The following is a 23,428-nucleotide window of genomic DNA, read 5'->3' as shown; positions in this document are numbered from 1 at the left end:
GGAGCCGTGATCCGTCTCCGCCTTTCAGCCGCCGGCAGCTCGCGCGGCCGTCAGCACTTCGAGTGCGTCGGCGGCCGCCGGGGCACCACCCGCGGCCCGGAACGCGGCCGCGATCCGCTCGGCGCCGGGGCGCAGCGCGAGGGCGTCGTGCACGGCCCTGCGCAACCGTTCCGCGTCCAGCTTCCGGACGGGCAGCCGGACCCCCGCGCCGGCGACCTCGACGCGACGCGCGACCTCGGGCTGGTCCCGTCCGAAGGGACGGCGACCACGGGAACGCCGTGCGCGAGGGCCTTCTGGGTGATGCCCATGCCCGCGTGACAGACCACGCAGACCGCCCGGTCGAGCACCGCCGAGTGCGGCACGAACCGTTCGACCCGGACGTTCGCGGGGACGGTGGCTGCGGACACGTCGACCTCGCCGGTGGTCAGCACCACGTCGAAGGGTTCGTGCGCGAACGCGACGCACGCTGCCTCGGCGAGGCGTACGTCGTTCTGGAACGCGGTCGAGCAGGTGACCAGCACGATCGGCCGACCGAGCTCGTCGAGCCACGGTGGCGCGGTGGAGGGCGGTTCCCACAGGCCGGGCCCGACCCGCCGGACCTTGGTCGGCCAGTCGGTGCGCGGGTAGTCGAACGGTTCCGCGGTGTAGTTCAGGAGCAGGTCCGCGGCGAGGTAGAACTCGTCGAGCCGGTGCAACGGCCTGAGGCCGAGCTCCACGCGGAGCGGGTTGACGTGCCGGGCGATGACACGCGCCAGCGTGCCGACGGTGAGCGGCCGGACCACGCGGTCGCGGACGCGCCCGACGAGGTCGTCGCGGGGGCGCATCCCCAGCCCGAACGGCGGTACGCCGGGGGATCCGAGGGGGACCGGGGAGGGCACCGAGAACGCCCATGGCCGCCCGGAGTGCTCCGCTGCCGCAGCGGCACCCCAGGAGGTCTCGTCGAGGATGACGACGTCCGGCTGGTGCGCGTGGATGGCCGCGCCGAGATCCGCGACCTGGGGGCGGGCGCGGGCCCCGAACTCGTCGAGGGCGCGCAGCAGTGCCCCGAACCGGGTGCGAGCCTGCCAGTCCGTCGGGTTGAACGCGGCGAGCTCCTGGGCGAGGACCTCGGCCTCGATGCCGACCGAGCGGAGCAGGTCGACCTCGGCCGGGCCCGTCCGGACGATGACCCGGTGCCCGCGGCGCTGGAGCTCCTGCAGCGTCGCGACCAGCGGGTACAGCCTGCCCGGCACGGGTTCGACGAAGGCGAGGAACGTGGCGCCGGCCGTGCCGGACGAACCGGCTTCCGGGGTCATGGCGAGGCGGGTGCCGGTGCTGCCGGGTCCGTGGTGGGACGCTCGAAGTGTCGACCGAGGTCGTAGGCCCGCTCGAGGAAGCCCTTGATGGTCTCGGGTGTCGCCAACGAGGCGGCGTAGAAGTAGACGTGCTCGACGTCCGCGATGCCGGGGTAGCGGAAGCCCCAGTCCGAGATGACCTTGCCCATCGCGTCCCGGATGCCGTCGTCATAGGCGGCCTCGTCGAACAGCGTGGAGGTCATGATGAGAGCCCGTCGATGGTGCAGGAGAGGCTGCCGGCCCTCGACGTCCCCGTTCCAGGCCGCCTCGGTGAGCCCGAACGCGAACCCGTAGGTGAACACGCGCTCGATCCAGCCGCGCATGATCGCCGGGAGGTTGCAGTAGTGCACGGGCGCGATGAAGGCGAGCGCGTCGGCGGCGGCGACCTTCTCCTGCTGGGCCTTCACGTCCTTCGGCATCCTGCTCCGGATCAGCCCGGCGATCTCCGCAGGGGACTTGCCGCGCAGGGCGCGCTCCGCGAGCCACCGCTGCAGCGGTCCGTGACAGCTGTCCATGACCTGCTGGTGCAGGTCCATGTGCTCCAGCACTCTCGGCGGGACGTCCGCACCGATGTAGCTCCCGACGTCCCGATCACGGAACACGGGGTCGAAGCGGATGGCGTACAGGTCGACGACCTCGCTGGTGTGGCCGGCGTCCGTCAGCCCCTCGGTGAACCGCTCCAGGACGGAGTGGCAGAAAGAGCGTGGGTTGTGGTGTGCGTACACCGTGAGGACCCTCATGACCTGGCTCCCTTCCGCGTCCCTCCCACGGCACCGCGGGCGGGACGAGGCGGCCAGTGCCGGTGGTCCCGAGCTGAGGTGCTGCTCGGGCCGGCGCTCCTCACCCTCGGCCGGTCGGCGCGAGACGACGCTGGAGGACGGGCAGGCCGGGGCCGTCGAGCAGGGGCAGGGCGGCGGCGGTGCGCCCGGTCGTGAGCAGCAGCAGCGCGGCCGCCGAACCGACGACCTCCGGGCCGGCGCCGGCCTGCCACGAACCGTCGTCGGTGCGCAGCCGCACCCCCTCGAGTCGGCGGCGGGCGTGGAACGGCCAGCCCGTCGACCAGACGCGGTCGAGCCCGGCACGAGCGGCGGCTGGGGGGACCTCGCGGACGACGCCGAGCGGGACGGCGATGTCCTGACCGTGCACGAGCAGGTCGAGCAGGATGTTCGCGTCGACGACGAACGCGGGCTTCGTCCGGGAGGCGGCGTGGGCACGCAGGCCGCTGACCAGCTCCGCGTGGGGGCGGCGTCCGAAGGCGATGGCCACGTCGCGCCCGGCGGTCCACAGGTGGCCGCGGGCCCGCACCAGCGCCTTGGTCATCGCCCAGGGCCGGGGTTGGCCCGCCGGGGTCATCAGCAGGTGCGCCGCCACGTCGTGCACGGTCCACTCGGTGCACAACGAGCGGGTCTGCCACTGCTGGTCGTCGAGGCTCTCCAGGAGGTCGGCCAGGGTGAGCCGCTCGGTGCGGATCAGGTCCCAGTTCTCTGCGTCCATGGCGTCCACCCAAATTGGTCAAGTTCTTTGACTAGAATGGACCGGGCCGCCACCCCCTGACAAGAGGCCTTCCGTGACGATCATCGAACCCGAGGGCACCCCGATCAGCGTCGGCGTGCTGATGCTGATCCCGTACCGGCACATGGAGCAGCGCGTCCTCGCCGCCGTGGTCGCCGCCGGCCACCCGATCACGCTCGCCCAGGCGCGCGTCTTCCAGCGGCTCGACGCCGGCGGCTCCCGGCTGACCGAGCTGGCCCGGGCGGCCCAGGTCACCAAGCAGGCGGCGGGCTTCCTGGTCGACGAGCTGGAGCGGGCCGGGTACGTCGAGCGGGTCGCGGACCCCCGCGACGGCCGGGCGCGGCTGATCCGGATCACCCCGCGGGGGCGCGAGGCGGTGGCCGTGGCGCTCGTCGAGCAGCAGCGGATCGAGGCGGAGTGGGAACGGCACCTCGGCGCGCGGCGGAGCGCCGAGCTGCGCCGCAGCCTCGAGGCGCTGCGCGAGATCACCGATCCCTGGATCTGACCCCTCGTCACCGGCGCCCGCACTCCGGCCACAGGTCCCTTGTCACGCGACCCTGCGCCTCCCCAGACTGACGAGGAAGCCTCGATGAGAGGAGCCCGGCATGACCAATGCGGAGCCTGCCGGCGTGGAGCCCGCGGTCACCCTGGACCTGCACGGCCTGCAGGAGCTGATCGACCTGCTGGCGGGCCGGGGCTACACCGTCCTCGGCCCGACCCTCCGCCAGGGAGCCGTGGTCCCGGGCCGTGTCGCCTCGCTCGACGACCTGCCCCGCGGCTGGGGTGACACGCAGGAGCCGGGCAGCTACCGGCTGCGGCGACGCGACGACGAGGCCCTGTTCGGGTACGCCGCGGACGCGATCAGCTGGAAGTCCGTGCTGTTCCCGTCCCGCGAGCTCGTCTGGGCGGGCAGCCGCGCCCCCGATGGCGGCTTCACCATCCACGCCGCCGAGGGCAACGGCGGACTGGGCGACCCGCCGTACGCCGTCCTCGGCATCCGCGCCTGCGACCTGCACGCCGTCGCCGTCCACGACCGGGTGCTGCGGGAACGGGCCCACCGCGACGAGCACTACGAAGCCCGCCGCAAGGACGCCTTCCTGGTCACGGTCTCCTGCTCCGACCCCAGCGGCACCTGCTTCTGCGTCTCCATGGGCACCGGCCCCCGCGCCGACGCCGGCTACGACCTCGCGCTGACCGAGCTGCTGGGGGACGGGCACACCTTCCTGGCCCGGGCCGGCACCGACCGGGGCGCCGAGGTGCTCGCGCAGCTCACCTCGCGACCGGCCGGGACGGGTGAGGTCCGGGCCGCCGACGCGGTCGTCGAGCGGTCGACGCAGCGGATGGGCCGCACGATGGACACCACGGACATCCGTTCCCTGCTCTACGACAACGCCGAGCACCCCCGCTGGGACGACGTCGCCTCCCGGTGCCTGTCGTGCGGCAACTGCACGATGGTCTGCCCCACCTGCTTCTGCACCTCGACCGAGGACCACACTTCCCTGTCGGGGGAGCGGATCGAGCACTTGCGGGTCTGGGACTCCTGCTTCACCTCCGACTTCTCCTACCTGCACGGCGGCAGCGTCCGCAGCAGCACGAGGTCCCGCTACCGGCAGTGGATGACCCACAAGCTCGCGTCGTGGATCGACCAGTTCGGGACCTCCGGCTGCGTCGGCTGCGGGCGGTGCCTCACCTGGTGCCCGGTCGGCATCGACATCACCGAGGAGGTGGCCGCGATCCGTGCGGACCCGCGGCCGTCTCCGGGACCGGACGAGGGGAGCTGAGGTGCGGTCGCTCCAGGACCTCCTGGCCGAGCACCCGTTCTTCGCGGGGCTCGACGAGTCGACGGTGAGCATGCTCGTCGGGTGCTCGACCAACGTGCACTACCGGGCGGGGGAGTACCTCTTCCACGAGGGCGAGCCGGCCGACCGCCTCTTCGTCGTACGCCGGGGCCGGGTGGCGCTCGACGTGCACGTGCCCGGCCAGGCCGAGATGGTGGTCGAGACGGTCGAGGAGGGCGGGGTGGTCGGCTGGTCCTGGCTGGTCCCGCCGTACCGTTGGTTCTTCGACGCCCGTGCGGTGCAGGAGGTGTCCGCGGTCGCGGTGGACGCCACCTGCCTGCGCGCGAAGTGCGACGAGGACCCGGCCCTGGGGTACGCGCTGATGCAGCGGGTCGCCGGCGTGATGTACCACCGGCTGCAGTCGGCGCGGGTGCGGCTGCTCGACCTCTACGGGGCCGGCCGTGCCGGTTGAGGCCGCCGCGCGGGTCGCTGCCGCGGCGGACCCGATGCTGCCCCGGCCGTTCCGCGTCCTCGCCACCCGACGGGAGACGCACGACACGATGACGCTCGAGCTCGCGGCGCTCGACGGCGAGGGCCTGCCGTTCGCGCCCGGCCAGTTCACGATGCTGCAGGCGTTCGGGGTCGGCGAGGTGCCGATCTCGATCAGCGGTGACCCGGGCCGGCCGGACCGGCTGGTGCACACGATCCGTGACGTCGGCGGGGTGACCCGGACGCTCTGCGCGGCCCGGGAGGGCGACGTGCTCGGGGTCCGCGGCCCCTACGGGCACGGCTGGGGGGTCTCGGACGGCGCCGGGGGTGACGTCCTCGTCATCGCCGGCGGCATCGGGCTCGCCCCGCTGCGGGCCGCGGTGCTGGAGTTGGTCGCGTCCCGGGACCGGTTCGGCATGGTCCACGTGCTGCACGGGGCCAGGACCGAGGCCGACGTGCTCTTCGGCGAGGAGCTCCTCGCCTGGGCGTCCGGGTCGGACATCGAGCTGGCGGTCATCGTCGACCGGGCCGCCACCTCCTGGACGGGACGGGTCGGCCTGGTCACCGAGCTGCTCGGGGGCGCCGCGTTCGACCCGGGGCGGACGCTGGCGCTGGTCTGCGGCCCCGAGGTGATGATGCGCTTCGTCGCCGCGGGGCTGGTCGCGCGCGGCGTGCCACCGGGCCGGGTGCGGCTGTCCCTGGAGCGCAACATGCGCTGCGGCGTGGGCCTGTGCGGCCACTGCCAGCTGCGCGAGTACCTCCTCTGCGTCGACGGCCCGGTGCTGTCCCTCGACGCGGTCCGGCGGCAGCTCGGCGTACGGGAGCTGTGATGGGTGCCGACGCGGCGAGGCCGACGCTGGCCGTGTGGAAGTTCGCCAGCTGCGACGGCTGCCAGCTCACCGTGCTGAACTGCGAGGACGAGCTGCTCGAGCTGGCCGAGGAGGTCGAGATCGCCTACTTCCCCGAGGCGACGCGCGCGGTCGTCGCGGGCCCCTACGACCTCTCGCTGGTCGAGGGGTCGGTGACGACCGCCGACGACGCGGTGCGGATCCGGCAGGTGCGGCAGAGCTCCCGGCGGCTGGTGACCATCGGGGCCTGCGCCACCGCGGGCGGCATCCAGGCGCTGCGCAACTTCGCCGACGTGGCGGAGTTCCGCGCCGCGGTCTACGCGCAGCCCGAGTACGTCGAGACGCTGGCCACCTCCACCCCGATCGCCGCCCACGTCCCGGTGGACTTCGAGCTGCGCGGCTGCCCGATCGACCGCGTCCAGCTGCTCGAGGTCGTCGCGGCGTTCCTGCAGCGGCGCCGGCCCCGGATCACCGCGGAGAGCGTCTGCGTGGAGTGCAAGCGGCGGGGGAACGTCTGCGTCACGGTCGCGCACGGGACCCCCTGCCTCGGGCCGGTCACGCACGCCGGGTGCGGCGCCCTCTGCCCGTCGTACGACCGCGGCTGCTACGGCTGCTTCGGGCCGGCGGACACCACGAACACCCGATCGCTGAGCGGCCGGCTGACCGAGCTCGGGATGCCCGAGCGGGACCTGCACCGGGTGTTCCGCACCTTCAACGCCGCGGCACCGGCCTTCGCCGAGGAGAGCGCACGGCACGCACCCCACGGGGAGGAGGCGTCGTGACGCACAAGGGCGCGGGTGAGGGACGGGAGCTGACGGCCGAGACGCTCGCGCGCGTCGAGGGCGAGGGCGCCATGCGCGTGGTCGTGACGGACGGCGAGGTCTCCGAGGTCCAGCTCCGGATCTACGAGCCACCGCGGTTCTTCGAGGCGATGCTGCGGGGTCGCGGGCACACGGAGCCGCCGGACCTCACCTCCCGGATCTGCGGCATCTGCCCGGTCGCCTACGAGATGAGCGCGTGCCGGGCGATCGAGGACGCGTGCGGGGTGAGCATCCCGGAGGACATCGGCCTGATGCGCCGGCTGCTGTACTGCGGGGAGTGGATCGAGAGCCACACGCTGCACGTCTACCTGCTGCACGCCCCGGACTTCCTCGGCTACCCCGGCGCCGTCGAGATGGCCGCGGACCACCGCGACGTCGTGGAGCGCGGCCTGCGGCTGAAGAAGGCCGGCAACGCCCTGATGACGCTGGTGGGCGGCCGCGCCGTGCACCCGGTCAACGTCCGGGTCGGCGGCTTCTACCGGCTGCCGACCGGGGCCGAGCTGCGGGCGCTGCGCCCCCAGCTCGAGCGCGCCCTGGACGACGCGCTCGCCACCGTCAGCCTCGCGGCCGGCTTCGACTTCCCGGACTTCGAGCAGGACCACGAGTACGTCTCGCTCCGCTCCGAGCGCGACTACCCGATCGAGGACGGGTCCTTCGTCACCAGCAGCGGGCGCGACTTCGCGGTGAGCGCGTTTGGCGACTGGGTGGCCGAGGAGCAGGTACCGCACTCCCACGCCCTGCACGCGCGGCTGCGGGACACCCCGGGCCCGTACGCCGTGGGGCCGCTCGCCCGCTACTCGCTGAACCACGACCGGCTCCCGCCCACCGCCCGCGAGGCGGCGTACGCCGCGGGGCTGGGGACGACCTGCCGCAACCCGTTCCGGTCCATCGTGGTGCGGGCCGTCGAGCTCGTGGTGGCGTGCGAGGAGGCGCTGCGCATCATCGACGGCTGGTCCGACGGCGGCGCTCCGTCCGTGCCGGTGCCGCCGCGCGCCGGGGTCGGCCACGGCGCGACCGAGGCGCCGCGCGGCACGCTCTACCACCGCTACGAGCTGGCGCCGGACGGCACCGTGCTCGATGCGCAGATCGTGCCGCCGACGTCGCAGAACCAGGCCGGCATCGAGTCCGACCTCCGCGGCTTCGTGCAGGACCGGCTGCACCTCGACACCGAGGAGCTGACCCGCCAGTGCGAGCAGGCGATCCGCAACTACGACCCGTGCATCTCCTGCGCGACGCACTTCCTCGAGCTCACGGTGGAGGAGGGGTGAGCGCGCTCGTGGTCGGGATCGGCAACCGGTCCCGGGGCGACGACGGCGTCGGACCCCTGGTGGCCGCCCGGGTCGCGGAGCTCGGGCTGCCGGGCGTCGAGGTGGTGACGTACGACGAGCCGCTCGCGCTGGTCGAGCACCTCGCCGGACACGACGACGTGGTCGTCGTGGACGCCGCGAGGAGCCGGGGCGGGCGGCCGGGTGCGGTGCGCGTCGTCCGGGTCGGTGCCGCCCCCCTGCCCCGGGACGCTGCGGCGCTGGGCTCGCACGGGCTCGGTGTCGCCGACGCGGTCGAGCTGGCGAGGGCACTGGGGCGGCTGCCGCGGCGGCTCACGCTCGTGGGGGTGGAAGCGCTGGTCATCGAGCTGGGTGCTCCGCTGTCGGAGCCGGTGCGGGACGGCCTCGACGCCGCCGTGGACGCGGTGGTGGCCGCGCTCCCGGCGGCGGCCCGGTGAGAGGCGGGTGACGGCGTGCGCGGGGTGCTGCTGGATCTCGACGGCGTCGTCTACGTCGGTGACGACCCGGTGCCCGGCGCCTCGGCGACGGTCGACTGGCTGGCGCGCGAGGGCGTGCCCCACCGCTACCTGACCAACACCACCTCGCGTCCCCGTCAGGCCATCGTCGACAAGCTGACGGGCCTGGGGGTCGCCGCCACCGCGGACCAGGTCCTCACCCCGGCCGTCGCGGCGGTGGCCTGGTTGCGGCACCACCAGGTGGCGCGCCCGGCGCTGTTCGTGCCCGAGGCCACCGCCACGGAGTTCTCCGCGCTGGACCCGCTCCCCGCCGGCGCGGCCGCCGGCGCGGGGGCGGTGGTCGTCGGCGACCTCGGCGCGGGCTGGGACTTCGCGACCCTCAACCGCGCCTTCCGGCTGCTGATGGACGACGCGGCACCGCCCCTGGTCGCGCTGGGGCTGACCCGCTACTGGCGCGCCGAGGACGGGCTCCGGCTCGACGCCGGCCCGATCGTCCGGGCGCTGGAGTACGCCACCGGCCGCGGCGCGGTCGTGCTGGGCAAGCCGGACCCGGTGTTCTACGGCGCCGCGGTCGACGACCTCGGGCTCACCCCCGAGCAGGTCGTCATGGTCGGCGACGACATCCGCACCGACGTCGAGGGTGCCCAGCGGGCCGGCCTGACCGGGATCCTCGTGCGCACCGGCAAGTTCTCGGCCGCCGACCTGGACGGCGACGTGCGGCCCGACGCGGTGCTCGACTCGCTCGCCGAGCTGCCGCGGTGGTGGGCGGGCCGCTGACCCCGCTGGCATGATCGGCACGTGGTCTCCTCACGCATCAGCTCCGGCGTCATCGGGCTCTCGGGCCGCGTCCCCGCCGTCGACACCGACCCCGTCCTCAGCAGCAGCCTGACCCTGGCCGGGACGGCGCTCCCTCTGGTCGGGACCGCCCGCGTCTACACGTGCGGCATCACGCCGTACGACGTCACGCACCTCGGTCACGCGGCGACCTTCGTCTGGTCCGACGCCGTCGCCTCGGTCGCCCACGCCCTCGGGGTCGCGGTCGAGACCTGCCGCAACGTCACCGACGTCGACGACGTCCTCACCGACGCGGCGATCCGCAGCGGCCGGGCCTACGACGAGTTCGCACTGACCCAGGAGTTCCTCTTCGACCGGGACATGCGTGCTCTGAAGGTCGCGCGGCCCGACCACACCCCGCACGCGCGGACCCACGTGCAGCAGGTCGTGCAGCTCGCGGCGGCGCTGCTGCGCACCGGTCACGCCTACGAGCGGTCGGGCCACGTCTTCTTCCGCGGCGAGGCCACCATGGTGGCGAGCGGCCTCGGCGAGCAGGAGGCGCTGCGCCGTTCCGCGGAGTTCGGCGACCAGAGCGACGACGGGCGGGAGTCGGCGTACGACGTGCCGGTGTGGCGGCCCTCGCCTCCCGAGCACCCGGCCTGGCCGAGCCCCTGGGGCTGGGGCCGGCCGGGGTGGCACGCCGAGTGCGCCGCGATGGCGTGGGCGACCTTCGGCAGCAGCATCGACGTGCTGGTCGGCGGCGAGGACCTGACCTTCCCGCACCACGCCTACCAGGCCGCGATGGTGGAGGCCGCCACGGGCGTCGCGCCGTTCGCGCGCCGGCACCTGCACGTCGGGGCCGTGCACCACGACGGCGTCAAGATGGCCAAGTCCACCCACAACCTCGTGCTCGTCGGCGACCTGCTCGAGCAGGCGTCGGGAGCGGCGCTCCGGCTGATGCTGCTGATGCGGCCCTGGGCGGAGCACTGGGAGTTCCTGCCCGAGATGGTGCCCGCCGCGGCCGAGGAGCTGGAGCGGCTCTACGCGGCCGCCGGTCGCCCCGGAGGCGACTCCGGCCGCCAGGCGGTCCTCGCCGCGCTCGCCGCGGACCTCGACGTCCGCGGCGCCCTCGCGCTCGCGCAGGCCGAGGGCGGGGCCGCGGCCCGCACCCTCCTCGACGTCCTGAAGCTCACCGAGGCCTCCTGAGCCGGTCGGCGGCATCGCTCATCCCGCGCCGTCGATGCTGGTCGCGGAGACCCCGAGCACGTCGGGCAGCCCGCCGAGGTCGGCCAGCAGGTCCTCGGGCACCGACCCGGCGACGTCGATCGTCGCGACCGCCGCGCCGCCGCCGCGGAACACCCGGTTCTCCATGTGCTCGACGTTGAGGCTGGCGCGACTCAGCCGGTCCAGGACGTGGGCGAGGACGCCGACCCGGTCCAGGTGCCGCACGGTGAGGGTCGCCGACCCGATCCGGCTCGGCGTCAGGTTGACGCAGTTGCGCGCCTCACCCTGGACGAACGCGTCGACGAGCTCGACGACGCCCGCGGCGATCGCGTCCTGGGCCTGCTGGGTGGAGGCGCCGATGTGGTGGGTGCCCACCACGCGCGGGTGCTGCGCCAGCGGCGAGGTCCACGCGGCCGACCCCGCCCCGGGCTCGTCGGCGTACACGTCCAGCCCGGCACGGAGGTCGTGCTCGTCCAGCGCCCGGAGCAGCGCCTGCTCGTCGACGAGGTCTCCGCGCGAGGTGTTGAGCAGGACGGCGCCGGGCCGCATCCGCGCGAGGAACGCCTCGTCGACCAGGCCCGTCGTACCCGCCGTCGAGGGCAGGTGCAGGGAGACCACGTCGCAGGCCGGGAGCAGCTCGTCGAGCGAGTCGACCATGCCGATCCGCAGCTCCTCGGCGCGCGCCGCGACGTCCGCGCTGCGGTCCGGCTTCGCCAGGGTGCGTACGTCGATCCCGAAGGCCCGGGCGCGCTGGGCCACCTCCAGCCCGATCGCGCCGAGGCCGAGGATGCCCATCGTCGAGCCGAGCAGCCCCCGCGCGGCGCTGTAGGTCTTCTTCTCCCACCGACCGGCCCGCAGGTCGACGGTGCCGTCGACGATCCGCCGGTCGATGGCGAGCAGCAGGCCCATCGTCAGCTCCGCCACGGCGGCGGCGTTCCGCCCGGGCAGGTTGGCGACCAGCACCCCGCGGGCGGCGGCCGCCTCGGTGTCGATGGTGTTGGTGCCGGCGCCGGCCCGGATCACCAGGGCCAGCCGGTCCGCGGCCTCGAACACCGCGGCGGGCACCCTGGTGCTGCGGACCACCAGCGCGTCGAAGCCGGCGACCCGGTCGGCCAGGTCTCCCGCCTGGAGCGCGGCGTCGACGACGCAGGTGTGGCCGCGCGCCTCCAGGTCGGTGACGGTCGAGCCCCCGACCGCGTCGGCAAAGAGCACGCGCATGACGACCTCCGCTGAACGCCGGTCTCCTCACGGTAGCGGTCCGGGGCCTCCCGTGCGTCGTACATCGGGCGCTTCCCCGAACGGAGGTACCTCACCCGCCGCGGCCGAGCTCGTCGGCGAGGAGCGCGGTGTGCAGGGAGACCCGGATGTCCGGGTCGTCGAGACGGGCGCCGAGCAGCGACTCGATCTTCGCCAGCCGCGCGTAGAACGCGGGACGGGACAGGTGCAGGCTCGCGGCCGCGTCGGACTTGCTGGCGGGGTGCTGCACCAGGGCCCGCAGCGCCTCCAGCAGCGCGGTGCCGTGCTGCTCGTCGTGCCGGCGCAGCGGGTCGAGCTCGCGCGCGACGAAGAGGCCGAGCCGGTCGTCGTCGCCGAAGAGCGCGAGCAGCCCGCGCAGGTGGACGTCCTCGAGCCGGTGCACCAGCCGCTCGCCGGCGTCGGGGCGGACCGCGTCCGCGACCTGGCGGGACTCGCGCAGCGTGCGGTCGACCGTGCGCAGGGAGGCCGCGCCGCGGCCGGCGGCGACCACGACCGGGTGGCGGCGCGCCAGCTCGGCCGCCAGCCGCTCGACCGTCGCCGCCTCCGTGGCGGGCGGGACCGCCAGCAGCACGCGCACGTCGTGGTCCATCTCGCTGATCAGGGCCGGGGTCCTGCCCTCGTGCGCGGCGTGGACGACGGCCGCGAGCACCTCGCCACCCGACGCGCGCCGGCTCGCGGCGCCGGTGCCGTCCATCGCGGGCCGGGGCCGGATCGTCAGCCCGACGTAGCCCCGTCCGCCGGTGGGGAAGCCCGCGAGCTCGCACCGTCGTACGACGTCCTCGGCGGTGGGGTCGGCCTGGAGGGCCAGCAGCAGCTCGTGGTGCGTGCGCCGGACCAGGTTGTCGCGGTCGCGGTCGTGGAGCCGGTGCAGCGCCAGGGCGGCGGCGCCCCGCTCCACCAGGGCGATCTCGCGCTGGGAGGGCGGGGTCGGCGCCTGGAGGACCAGGCGTCCCCAGCCGCGCTCGCGGGGCCCGAGCCGGGTCAGCAGCCAGCCCTGCTGCTCGTCCCACACGGTCCGGCCGGTCAGCTCGACCCGGCTCGAGCGGGCCTGCCAGTCGTCGAGGAACCCCGCCACGTCGTCGGGGCCGGCGAGGTAGTCGAGGACCTGGTGCTGCTCGCTCTCGAGGACCACGGCCGCACCGGCCAGCCGCTGCACCGCGGTGAGGATCTCGGTGGGGTCGGCCTCCGCGAGGCTGAGCGCGGTGAACGTCTCGTGCACGCGCTCGGCGTCGCGCAGCTCGGCGAGCTGCTCGTCCACGACGCGTTCGCCCACGGCCTGGGTGATCGACGCGAACCGCGAGACCCGCGCCAGCTGGACCAGCGGCAGCGAGATGCGTCGACAGGCCGTCACCAGGGGCGTGGGGAGCTCGTGCTGCCAGCGCCGGCCCAGCTCGACCATCAGCCCCGCCGCCCCCACCTCGCCGAGGCTCTCGGCGAAGGAGGTGAGGCCGCGCTCGCCCTCGGGCAGCGCGATGCCGGTGGTCAGCACCAGGTCGCCGTCGCGCAGCAGCGGGGCGATGTCGGCGAGCTCGGTCGCGTGCACCCAGCGCACCCGCCGGTCCAGCTCGTCCTCGCCGGCCAGCACGCTGGGCCCGGCGCTGCGGATCACGGGCAGGGCGAGCACGTCGCGGACGGTCACGTCGGGCACGGGGCGACTCCGGTCGTTCGATCCGACAGATCGTCGGGGAATGTCTGCTGATCGTACATTCTGTCGCCCCTTCCGGCCGTGACGCCGAGACAGGATGGACGCACCATCGAGGAGGAGATGCCATGACGAGCACGACCGTGACCCCCATCGGGCACTGGGCCGACGGTGCCCCCTTCGCCGGCGCCTCGGACCGGGCCGCCGACGTCACCAACCCCGCGACCGGCCGGGTCACCGGCCACGTCGCGCTGGCGAGCGAGGCCGACGCGCAGCACGTCATCGCGGCCGCGGCCCGCGCGGCCCGCGACTGGCGCGAGACCTCGCTCGCGCGGCGTACGCAGGTGATGTTCGCCTTCCGCGAGCTGCTGAACTCCCGCAAGGAGGAGCTGGCCGAGATCATCACCGCCGAGCACGGCAAGGTCCACTCCGACGCCCTCGGTGAGATCGCCCGCGGTCAGGAGGTCGTCGAGTTCGCGTGCGGCATCTCGCACCTGCTCAAGGGCGGCCACTCGGCCGGCGCCTCGACCGGCGTCGACGTCCACTCGACCCGTCAGCCCCTCGGCGTCGTGGGCATCATCAGCCCCTTCAACTTCCCGGCCATGGTGCCGATGTGGTTCTTCCCGGTCGCGATCGCGTCCGGCAACACCGTGGTGCTCAAGCCCAGCGAGAAGGACCCCTCGGCGGCGCTCTGGCTCGCGGAGCTGTGGAAGGAGGCCGGCCTCCCCGACGGCGTCTTCAACGTGCTGCAGGGCGACAAGGTCGCCGTCGACGCGCTGCTGCAGAGCCCCGAGGTGGCGGCCATCAGCTTCGTCGGCTCCACCCCGATCGCGGAGTACGTCTACGAGCAGGCCAGCCGTGCGGGCAAGCGCGTGCAGGCGCTCGGGGGCGCCAAGAACCACATGGTGGTCCTGCCCGACGCCGACCTCGACCTCGCCGCCGACGCCGCGGTCAACGCGGGCTACGGGAGCGCCGGCGAGCGCTGCATGGCGATCAGCGTCCTGGTCGCGGTCGAGCCGGTCGCCGACGACCTCGTGGCCCGGATCGCCGACCGGACCCGCACCCTCGTGATCGGCGACGGACGCTCCGGCCAGGACTCCGGCGGCGAGGAGCGGGAGTCCGACATGGGCCCGCTGGTGACCCGCGCGCACCGCGACCGCGTCGCGGGCTTCGTGCAGTCCGGTCAGCAGGCGGGCGCCAAGCTCGTGGTCGACGGCCGGGAGGTGGAGGCCCGGGGCGACCGGGACGGGTTCTGGCTCGGCCCGACGCTCTTCGACCACGTGACGCCCGAGATGGAGATCTACACCGAGGAGATCTTCGGCCCGGTGCTCTCCGTGGTCCGGGTGGGCTCGTACGACGAGGCCCTCGCGCTGGTGAACAGCAACCAGTACGGCAACGGCACGGCGATCTTCACCAACGACGGCGGCGCCGCACGGCGCTTCGAGAACGAGGTGGAGGTCGGCATGATCGGCGTCAACGTGCCGATTCCGGTGCCGGTCTCCTACTACTCCTTCGGGGGCTGGAAGCGCTCGCTGTTCGGCGACACCCACGCCCACGGCACCGAGGGCGTGCACTTCTTCACGCGCGGCAAGGTCGTGACCTCGCGCTGGATCAACCCGGCTGCCCGTCCCGAGGGCGGCCTCGAGCTGGGGTTCCCGCGCAATGACTGACACGCCCACCGCCCACGACGACGTCGCCCGCGCCTACGAGCTGGACCGACGCCACGTCTTCCACTCCTGGTCGGCCCAGGCGAAGCTCGACCCGATGGTGGTGACCAAGGCCGAGGGGTCGTGGCTCTGGGACGGCGACGGCAACCGCCTGCTGGACTTCACCTCGCAGCTGGTGTTCACCAACCTCGGCCACCAGCACCCGCGGATCGTGCGCGCGATCCAGGAGCAGGCCGCGACGCTGTGCACCATCGCCCCGTCGACCGTGAACAGTGCCCGCTCCGAGGCGGCCCGGCTGATCGCCTCCCACACGCCCGACGGGCTCGACCGGATCTTCTTCACCAACGGGGGAGCCGACGCCAACGAGCACGCGATCCGGATGGCCCGGCTGCACACAGGCCGGCAGAAGGTGCTCTCGACCTACCGCAGCTACCACGGCGGCACCCAGCTCGCCATCAACGTCACCGGCGACCCGCGCCGGTGGGCCAACGACACCGCCTCCACCGGCACCGTCCACTTCTTCGGCCCGTACCTCTACCGCAGCGCATTCTCGGCCACCACCGAGGCCGAGGAGTGCGAGCGCGCGCTGGCGCACATCGACCAGGTCGTCGCGCTGGAGGGGCCGAGCACGATCGCGGCGATCGTGCTCGAGTCGATCCCGGGCACCGCCGGCATCATGGTCCCGCCGCCGGGCTACCTCCGGGGCGTCCGCGAGATCTGCGACCGGCACGGGATCATGCTCGTCGCCGACGAGGTCATGTCGGGCTTCGGCAGGTCGGGCCGGTGGTTCGCGGTCGAGCACGACGAGGTGGTTCCCGACCTGCTCACCTTCGCCAAGGGCGTGAACTCCGGCTACGTCCCGCTGGGCGGCGTCGCGATCAGCGAGCCGATCTACCGGACCTTCGCGGAGCGGCCTTACCCCGGCGGCCTGACCTACTCCGGCCACCCCCTCGCCTGCGCGGCGGCCGTCGCCACGATCGAGGTGATGGAGGAGGAGCGGGTCGTCGAGCACGCCGCGGCCCTCGGCGAGGAGGTCTTCGGCCCCGGCCTGGAGGAGCTCGCCGGCCGGCACGACTGGATCGGGGAGGTGCGCGGCACCGGGGTGTTCTGGGCCCTGGAGCTGGTCGCGGACCGCAAGACCCGCGAGCCCCTGGCGCCGTACGGCGGCTCCAGCCCGGAGATGGCCGCCGTCCTGGCGGCGTGCCGGGCGGAGGGGCTGCTGCCGTTCGCCAACTTCAACCGGCTCCACGTGGTGCCGCCGCTGACCATCTCCGCGGAGGAGGCCCGCACCGGGCTGGGCATGCTCGACCGCGCGCTCACCCGGGCACGCTCGGATGCCTGATCCGGGCGGGGCGCGGGCGGCACTCGCGGCGTCCGCGCTCCGCCCGCTGTGGCTGGACTCCCCGGACCGGCCCGCGCCGCGGCCGCGGCTGACCGCGGCCGACGCCGGCCTGCGCGTCCCCCTGGTGGTCGTCGGGGGCGGCTTCACCGGGCTGTGGGCGGCGGTGCGCGCCAAGGAGCGTCACCCCGACCGCGACGTGCTGCTGCTCGAGGCCGACCGGATCGCCGAGCACGCCACCGGCCGCAACGGCGGCTTCTGCGAGGCCAGCCTCACGCACGGCGAGGCCAACGGGAGGCAACGCTGGCCCGAGGAGTACGACGAGCTGGCGCGCCTCGGCCTCCGGAACCTCGACGAGATCGCGGCCACCATCGAGCGCCACGGCATCGACTGCGGCTTCGACCGCTCCGGGACGCTCGCCGTCGCCACCCGGCCGCACGAGGTCGCGGGCCTCGAGCCGGACGTCCCGGGCTTCCTCGCGGCCGACGAGGTACGCCGGGTGGTCGACTCGCCGACGTACCTCGCCGGCCGGGTCTCCCGGGACGACTGCGCGACCCTCGACCCGGCTCGCCTGGCCTGGGGGCTGGCCCGCGTCGCCGAGGGCCTGGGGGTGCGGATCGCGGAGCAGACCCCGGTCGAGGCCGTCCGGAGCGAGCGCGGTGGCGTGGTCGTCTCCACGCGCCAGGCGCACGTGCGCGCCCAGCAGGTCGTGCTGGCCACCAACGTGTTCCGCCCGCTGCTGCGGCGGCTGCGGCTCTCGATCGTGCCGGTCTACGACTACGTGCTCGCCAGCGAGCCCCTCACGGCCGCGCAGGTCGAGGCGATCGGCTGGACCGACCGGGTCGGCGTCTCCGACAGCGGCAACCAGTTCCACTACTACCGGCTGACCCCGGACGACCGGATCCTGTGGGGTGGCTACGACGCGGTCTACCACTACGGGCGCTCGGTCGACGCCGGCCACGAGGACCGGGCCGCGAGCTTCGAGACGCTGGCCCGGCACTTCGCCGAGACCTTCCCCCAGCTCGCCGGCGTCCGCTTCACCCACCGCTGGGCCGGGGCGATCGACACGTGCACCCGGTTCTGCGCGTTCTTCGGGGTCACCCGCGGCCGGCGGATCGCCTACGCGACCGGCTTCACCGGGCTGGGTGTCGGCGCCTCGCGCTTCGGCGCGGACGTGATGCTCGACCTGCTCGACGGGGCCGACACCGAGCGGACCCGGCTGCGGATGGTGCGCACCCGGCCGCTGCCCTTCCCGCCCGAGCCGCTGGCCTGGCTGGGCATCCAGGCCACCCGGTGGTCGCTGGCCCGCGAGGACGCGACCGGCCGCCGCAACCTCTGGCTGCGGATCCTCGACCGGATCGGGCTGGGGTTCGACTCGTGACGGACGCGCCGGGCGCGATGTGACTCGCTCGTAACCCTCGACTCGTGACAGGTTGCACGAGGGACTAGCAGCTGGTCCCGTCGGTCTTCCCCCGGAGGTGTGCATGTCGTTCACACGCATCGCGATCGCTAATCGCGGCGAGGCCGCCATGCGGCTGGTCCACGCGGTGAGGGAGATCAACGCCGCGGGCGAGGGGCCGATCCAGATCGTGGCACTGCACACCGAGGGTGAGAGCGGCGCGATGTTCGTGCGCGAGTCCGACCTCTCCTACGACCTCGGCCCGGCGTCGGCGCGTCCGTACCTCGACCTGGCCGTGCTGGAGCGGGCCCTGGTCGAGTCCGGGGCCGACGCGGTGTGGCCGGGCTGGGGCTTCGTGGCCGAGGACCCCGCGTTCGTGGACCTCTGCGACCGCCTCGGGGTCACGTTCATCGGCCCCAGCGCCGAGGCGATGCGCAAGCTCGGCGACAAGATCGGCTCCAAGCTGATCGCCGAGGAGGTGGGCGTGCCCGTGGCTCCCTGGAGCCGCGGAGCGGTCGAGACGCTCGAGGACGCGCTCGCGGCGGCCGAGGAGGTCGGCTACCCGCTGATGCTGAAGGCCACCGCGGGGGGCGGGGGCCGAGGGATCCGCAAGGTCACGTCGGCCGCCGAGCTGGAGGACGCCTTCCAGCGCACCAGCGACGAGGCGCTGCGCGCGTTCGGCAACGGCACGGTCTTCCTGGAGCGCCTGATGACCGGCGCCCGGCACGTCGAGGTGCAGCTGATCGCGGACGGGCACGGCACCGCCTGGGCGATCGGCGTACGCGACTGCTCGATCCAGCGCCGCAACCAGAAGGTGATCGAGGAGTCGGCCTCGCCGCTGCTCACCCCGGCCCAGACCGACGAGCTGAAGGCCGCCGCCGAGCGGCTCGCCCTCGCCGTCGGGTACGTCGGGGCCGGCACCGTGGAGTTCCTCTACCACCCGGGGGAGAAGACCTTCGCGTTCCTCGAGGTCAACACCCGGCTCCAGGTCGAGCACTCGATCACCGAGGCCACCACCGACGTCGACCTGGTCAAGGCGCAGATCCACGTCGCCGAGGGCGGCCGGCTCGAGGGCCCCAAGCCCGGCGAGGCCGGGCACGCCGTCGAGGCGCGCCTGAACGCCGAGGACCCCGACCGCGACTTCGCGCCCGCACCGGGTCGCATCGTGCGGCTCGACCTGCCGTCGGGCCCGGGGGTGCGGGTGGACACCGGTGTCGCCGAGGGCGACACGATCCCGCCCGACTTCGACTCGATGATCGCCAAGATCATCGCCTACGGCCGCACCCGCGAGGAGGCGCTCGCACGGCTGCGCCGGGCGATGACCGAGACCACCGTGGTGATCGAGGGCGGCACCACCAACAAGAGCTTCGTGCTCGACCTGCTCGCCCAGCCCGAGGTCGTCGACGGCACCGGAGGGTGGGCCGACACCAGCTGGATCGACCGGGTCCGGGGCGAGGGCCGGCTCGTCGCCCAGGCGCACGCCGGCATCGCCGTGGTCGCGGCCGCCATCGAGGCGTACGTCGACGGGCTGCGGCTCGAGGTCGCCCGGCTGCTCGAGACCGCCCACGGCGGCCGGCCCCAGGCACAGCACCAGGCGGGCCGTCCGGTCGAGCTCAAGCTGCGCGGCACGACGTACCAGGTCTCGACGGTGAACACCGGGCCGTCGCGCTACCGGGTGACCGTCGGGTCGGGCAGTGGCGAGCAGACCGTCGACGTGCGGCTCGAGCAGATCGACGAGTTCCATCGCCGTCTCGTCGTCGGCGGTCGCCGCTACCACCTCGTCACCGCCACCCACGGCCCCAGCACCCTCGTCGAGGTCGACGGTGTGGTCCACCGGGTCAGCCGCGACGAGGGCGGTGTCCTCCGCTCCCCGGCTCCGGCGCTGGTCGTCGCGACGCCCGCGGCCGTCGGCGCCGAGGTCGAGGCCGGTGCGCCGGTCCTCGTGCTGGAGTCGATGAAGATGGAGACGGTGCTCTACGCGCCGTTCGCCGCCCGGGTCAAGGAGCTGCTGGTGATCACCGGCAGCCAGGTCGAGACCGGGGCCGCCCTGGTCCGGCTGGAGCCGCTCGGGGACGGCTCCGAGGAAGCGGTCGTCGCCCAGGACGGGCCCTCGCTCGACCTGCCGGCGCCGGAGGACGGACAGTCGGCCGCCGTGCGGGCGGAGCGGGCCCGCGCGGCCCTCAGCGCGATCGTCCTCGGGTACGACGTGCCGCCGCAGGACCAGGACGGCGCCCTGACCGAGTACCTCGCCGCCCGCGGCGAGCTCCGGGCCGAGGGCGTCGCCGTCCTCGCCGACGAGATGACCCTCCTCGGTGCCTTCGCCGACCTCGCCGAGCTGAGCCGCAACCGCCCGGCCGACGAGGAGCGGCACACCGAGCTCCGGGTGCACAGCTCCCGCGAGCACTTCCACACCTTCCTGCAGAGCCTCGACGTCGAGCGCGGTGGCCTGCCCGAGCAGTTCCACGACCGGCTGCTGCGGGTGCTGAGCCACTACGGCGTGGAGGGCCTCGAGCGCACGCCGGCCATGGAGGAGGCGGTCTTCCGCATCTTCCTGGCCCAGCAGCGCTCGGCCCCCGAGGTCGCGCTGGCCTCCGCGGTGCTCGGCCGCTGGATCGACGAGACGCCGCCGGCCGGCGAGCTCGCGGTCGCGGCCCGGCAGCTGCTGGAGCGGCTCGGCCGGGCCACCCAGCTGCGCTACCCGGTGGTCGGTGACCTCGCCCGCAGCGTCCGGTTCCGGTGGTTCGACCAGCCGGCCGTGGACGCGGAGCGCGCCGACGTGCTCGCGGGCGTGCGCGACGAGCTCAACGCGCTGGTGGCCAACGGTGGCCTGGCCGACCGCGCGGACCGGATCGAGGCGCTGGCCGCGATCCCCGAGCAGATCGTCCGGTTCCTCGCCGAGCGGCTCGAGGACGGCGTGCCCGCGAAGGAACCGATGCTCGAGGTACTGGTCCGCCGGCACTACCGCGACTTCGACCTGCACGACCTGAGGACCATCGAGAACGGCCGCCCGTTCGTGGTGGCCGACTACACCCTCGACGAGCGCCCGACGCGCGTGGTCTCGACGGTCGGCACCAAGGCCGAGCTGGCCGACGCCTCCGGGGACCTGGCCACCTCGGTCGCCACCCACCTCGCCGAGCGAGCGCCCGGGGACGAGGCGGTGGTCGACCTGTACCTGCACTGGCCCGAGGCCCCGGAGTCGGCGGACGCCGCCAGCGAGCAGCTCCGGCCGCTGGTCGAGGCGCTGCCGTTCGCCCGGGACGTACGCCGGGTCTCGGTCGCCGTGTGCGCCGGCGGCGGCCGTCCGGTCGGCTACTACGCCTTCCGGCCCACCGACGAGGGCGTCGTCGAGGACGACCTGACCCGCGGCGTCCACCCGATGGTGGGCCGCCGGTTGAACCTGTGGCGGCTGCGCAACTTCCACGTCACCCGGATCGAGGCCCCCGAGGACGTCCTGCTCTACGAGTGCGTGGCCCGCGAGAACCCGGCGGACCGGCGCCTGGTGGCGCTGGCCCAGGTGCGCCAGCTCGCCGTGGTCCGCGACGAGGAGGGCCGGGTCACCGGGCTGCCGCACGCCGAGCGCGCGGTCGAGAACTGCCTCGAGGCGATCCGGCGGGCCCGCGTCGGCCGGGGTGCCGCCGGGGCCAAGCTCGACATGAACCACGTGTGGGTGCACGTCTGGCCGGTCGTCGACATCGACGCCGACGGCCTGCAGGCCCTCGGCGACAAGATCCGGCCGCTGACCGACGGCGCCGGCATCGAGGAGGTCCTCGCCCAGGGTCGGGTCGCCGGGCCCGAGGGCCCGGTCCCCGTGGTCGTGCGCTTCGGTGCCCAGCCGGGCGCGGGCGTGGTGTCCTCGGTCGAGCTGCCGCCCACCGAGCTGCTGCCGCCGCTGGACGACTACGCCGCCAAGGTCGTGCGCGCCCGGCGCCGCGGCCTGGTGTACCCCTACGAGCTCGAGACCGTGCTCACCGGCCCGGGGGGCACCCTGGTGGAGCACGACCTCGACGACACCGGTGTCCTGGTGCCGGTCGACCGGCCCCGCGGGCTCAACAAGGCCGGCATCCTCGCCGCCGTCGTCACCACGCCGACGCCGATCCACCCCGAGGGCGTCACCCGGGTCGTGCTCTGCGGTGACCCCACCCGGTCACTGGGCTCGGTCTCCGAGCCGGAGTGCCTCCGGGTCATCGCCGCCCTGGACCTCGCCGAGCGGATGCAGGTCCCCGTCGAGTGGTTCGCGCTGTCGGCGGGGGCCCGGATCTCGATGGACTCCGGGACCGAGAACATGGACTGGGTCGCCGCGGCCCTGCGCCGGATCGTCGAGTTCACGCAGGCCGGTGGCGAGATCAACGTCGTCGTCGCCGGCATCAACGTGGGCGCCCAGCCGTACTGGAACGCCGAGGCGACGATGCTCATGCACACCAAGGGCATCCTGGTGATGACGCCGGACAGCGCCATGGTCCTGACCGGCAAGCAGTCGCTCGACTTCTCCGGAGGCGTGTCCGCGGAGGACAACTACGGGATCGGCGGCTACGACCGGGTGATGGGCCCGAACGGGCAGGCGCAGTACTGGGCGCCGAACCTCGCCGGCGCGGTCGAGGTGCTGACGGCGCACTACGAGCACACCTACGTCGTGCCCGGCGAGGCCGGCCCGCGCCGTGCGGTCACCACCGACCCCGCGGACCGCGACATCTCGGCGTACCCGCACGACGCCGAGGGCAGCGACTTCCGCACGGTCGGCGAGATCTTCTCCGCCGAGACCAACCCGGACCGCAAGAAGGCGTTCGACATCCGCACCGTCATGCGGGCCGTGGCGGACCAGGACCACGACACGCTCGAGCGCTGGGCCGGGATGGCCGACGCCGACACCGCGGTCGTCCAGGACGCCCACCTCGGCGGCCACCCGGTCTGCCTGCTCGGGATCGAGTCCCGGCCGGTGCGCCGGCGCGGCTTCCCGCCCACCGACGGCCCGGACACCTACACGGCGGGCACGCTGTTCCCGCGGTCGTCGAAGAAGGCGGCCCGGGCGATCAACGCCGCCAGCGGGAACCGGCCGCTGGTCGTGCTCGCGAACCTCTCCGGGTTCGACGGGTCACCGGACTCGATGCGCAACCTGCAGCTGGAGTACGGCGCCGAGATCGGCCGCGCGATCGTGAACTTCCGCGGCCCGATCGTCTTCTGCGTCATCTCCCGCTACCACGGCGGCGCGTTCGTGGTGTTCTCCAAGGCGCTGAACCCGAACATGACGGTGCTGGCGCTTGAGGGCTCCTACGCCTCGGTGATCGGCGGGGCACCCGCCGCCGCCGTCGTGTTCACCGGGGAGGTCGAGAAGCGGACCGCGGCGAGCCCGGCGATGCGCGAGCTCGAGGCCCGGATCGCGGAGGCCTCGGGCTCCGAGCGCAGCGCGCTCGTGGTCGAGCAGGCCGAGCTGCGGGCGGCGACGAGGGCCGAGAAGATCAGCGAGGTGGCCGCCGAGTTCGACGGGATCCACAACATCCACCGCGCGGTGGAGGTCGGCTCGGTCGACGCGGTCATCCCGGCCGCCCGGCTGCGCCCGGAGATCATCGCCGCGATCGAGCGCTTCCGGGCCTCGGCGGACTGACGAG

18 protein-coding genes are annotated in these 23,428 nt (G+C 74.1%); 13 read left to right on the top strand and 5 right to left on the bottom strand.

Annotated elements, in window-relative coordinates; all coding sequences use genetic code 11:
* Positions 1–50: 50 nt before the first annotated feature.
* The 3 genes from ABD268_RS10010 to ABD268_RS10000 all read right to left on the bottom strand — a co-directional run bounded on the left by ABD268_RS10010 (position 51) and on the right by ABD268_RS10000 (position 2,828).
* Complete coding sequence (locus ABD268_RS10010; RefSeq protein WP_344150887.1) at positions 51–1,295, bottom strand: glycosyltransferase; 1,245 nt, start codon at positions 1,293–1,295, stop codon at positions 51–53.
* Entirely contained in the window at positions 1,292–2,074 is a 783-nt protein-coding gene (locus tag ABD268_RS10005; RefSeq protein ID WP_344150884.1) for an NAD(P)H-dependent oxidoreductase, read from the bottom strand. The genes ABD268_RS10010 and ABD268_RS10005 overlap by 4 nt, the downstream gene beginning before the upstream one ends.
* Before the next feature lie 100 nt (positions 2,075–2,174).
* Entirely contained in the window at positions 2,175–2,828 is a 654-nt protein-coding gene (locus ABD268_RS10000) for a maleylpyruvate isomerase family mycothiol-dependent enzyme (RefSeq protein ID WP_344150881.1), read from the bottom strand.
* A 73-nt stretch (positions 2,829–2,901) separates the two neighbouring features.
* On the opposite strand from ABD268_RS10000, the gene ABD268_RS09995 reads away from it, so the two are divergent.
* From ABD268_RS09995 to ABD268_RS09955, 9 genes are all read left to right on the top strand, one after another.
* Positions 2,902–3,351, top strand: coding sequence for a MarR family winged helix-turn-helix transcriptional regulator (locus ABD268_RS09995; protein WP_344150878.1), 450 nt, complete (start codon positions 2,902–2,904; stop codon positions 3,349–3,351).
* 100 nt (positions 3,352–3,451) lie between these two features.
* Positions 3,452–4,627, top strand: coding sequence for a 4Fe-4S dicluster domain-containing protein (locus tag ABD268_RS09990; RefSeq protein ID WP_344150875.1), 1,176 nt, complete (start codon positions 3,452–3,454; stop codon positions 4,625–4,627).
* Between the two features lies 1 nt (position 4,628).
* The gene (locus tag ABD268_RS09985; RefSeq protein WP_344150872.1) at positions 4,629–5,096 is read left to right on the top strand and encodes a cyclic nucleotide-binding domain-containing protein; all 468 of its coding nucleotides are present in this window, start codon (positions 4,629–4,631) and stop codon (positions 5,094–5,096) included.
* A complete protein-coding gene (locus ABD268_RS09980) occupies positions 5,086–5,943 on the top strand; it encodes an FAD/NAD(P)-binding protein (RefSeq protein ID WP_344150869.1) in 858 nt (285 codons plus the stop codon). Before ABD268_RS09985 ends, ABD268_RS09980 begins: the two co-directional genes overlap by 11 nt.
* Complete coding sequence (locus ABD268_RS09975; RefSeq protein ID WP_344150866.1) at positions 5,943–6,743, top strand: NADH-quinone oxidoreductase subunit B family protein; 801 nt, start codon at positions 5,943–5,945, stop codon at positions 6,741–6,743. The genes ABD268_RS09980 and ABD268_RS09975 overlap by 1 nt, the downstream gene beginning before the upstream one ends.
* On the top strand, positions 6,740–8,050 hold the full coding sequence (locus ABD268_RS09970) for a Ni/Fe hydrogenase subunit alpha (RefSeq protein WP_344150863.1): 1,311 nt from the start codon (positions 6,740–6,742) through the stop codon (positions 8,048–8,050). The genes ABD268_RS09975 and ABD268_RS09970 overlap by 4 nt, the downstream gene beginning before the upstream one ends.
* A complete protein-coding gene (locus ABD268_RS09965) occupies positions 8,047–8,505 on the top strand; it encodes a hydrogenase maturation protease (protein ID WP_344150860.1) in 459 nt (152 codons plus the stop codon). Before ABD268_RS09970 ends, ABD268_RS09965 begins: the two co-directional genes overlap by 4 nt.
* Positions 8,506–8,520: 15 nt before the next feature.
* A complete protein-coding gene (locus tag ABD268_RS09960; protein WP_344150857.1) occupies positions 8,521–9,300 on the top strand; it encodes a TIGR01458 family HAD-type hydrolase in 780 nt (259 codons plus the stop codon).
* A gap of 21 nt (positions 9,301–9,321) precedes the next feature.
* Positions 9,322–10,503 (top strand): cysteine--tRNA ligase, encoded by a 1,182-nt coding sequence (locus ABD268_RS09955; protein ID WP_344150854.1) that lies wholly within the window; start codon positions 9,322–9,324, stop codon positions 10,501–10,503.
* A gap of 18 nt (positions 10,504–10,521) precedes the next feature.
* Here ABD268_RS09955 and ABD268_RS09950 read toward each other — a convergent pair whose 3' ends face one another.
* Both ABD268_RS09950 and ABD268_RS09945 read right to left on the bottom strand, forming a co-directional pair.
* Entirely contained in the window at positions 10,522–11,739 is a 1,218-nt protein-coding gene (locus tag ABD268_RS09950; RefSeq protein WP_344150851.1) for an NAD(P)-dependent oxidoreductase, read from the bottom strand.
* 91 nt (positions 11,740–11,830) lie between these two features.
* On the bottom strand, positions 11,831–13,426 hold the full coding sequence (locus ABD268_RS09945; protein WP_344150848.1) for a PucR family transcriptional regulator: 1,596 nt from the start codon (positions 13,424–13,426) through the stop codon (positions 11,831–11,833).
* A 122-nt stretch (positions 13,427–13,548) separates the two neighbouring features.
* On the opposite strand from ABD268_RS09945, the gene ABD268_RS09940 reads away from it, so the two are divergent.
* From ABD268_RS09940 to ABD268_RS09925, 4 genes are all read left to right on the top strand, one after another.
* Positions 13,549–15,090, top strand: coding sequence for a CoA-acylating methylmalonate-semialdehyde dehydrogenase (locus tag ABD268_RS09940; RefSeq protein ID WP_344150845.1), 1,542 nt, complete (start codon positions 13,549–13,551; stop codon positions 15,088–15,090).
* A complete protein-coding gene (locus ABD268_RS09935) occupies positions 15,083–16,429 on the top strand; it encodes an aspartate aminotransferase family protein (RefSeq protein ID WP_344150842.1) in 1,347 nt (448 codons plus the stop codon). The genes ABD268_RS09940 and ABD268_RS09935 overlap by 8 nt, the downstream gene beginning before the upstream one ends.
* Complete coding sequence (locus tag ABD268_RS09930; RefSeq protein ID WP_344150839.1) at positions 16,422–17,807, top strand: NAD(P)/FAD-dependent oxidoreductase; 1,386 nt, start codon at positions 16,422–16,424, stop codon at positions 17,805–17,807. The genes ABD268_RS09935 and ABD268_RS09930 overlap by 8 nt, the downstream gene beginning before the upstream one ends.
* Positions 17,808–17,910: 103 nt before the next feature.
* Positions 17,911–23,424 (top strand): ATP-binding protein, encoded by a 5,514-nt coding sequence (locus ABD268_RS09925; RefSeq protein ID WP_344150836.1) that lies wholly within the window; start codon positions 17,911–17,913, stop codon positions 23,422–23,424.
* Positions 23,425–23,428 lie beyond the last annotated feature (4 nt).

The organism is Nocardioides koreensis (assembly GCF_039531775.1).
GTDB lineage: Bacteria > Actinomycetota > Actinomycetes > Propionibacteriales > Nocardioidaceae > Nocardioides > Nocardioides koreensis.
This window is presented reverse-complemented; position numbering and strand designations above follow the sequence as displayed.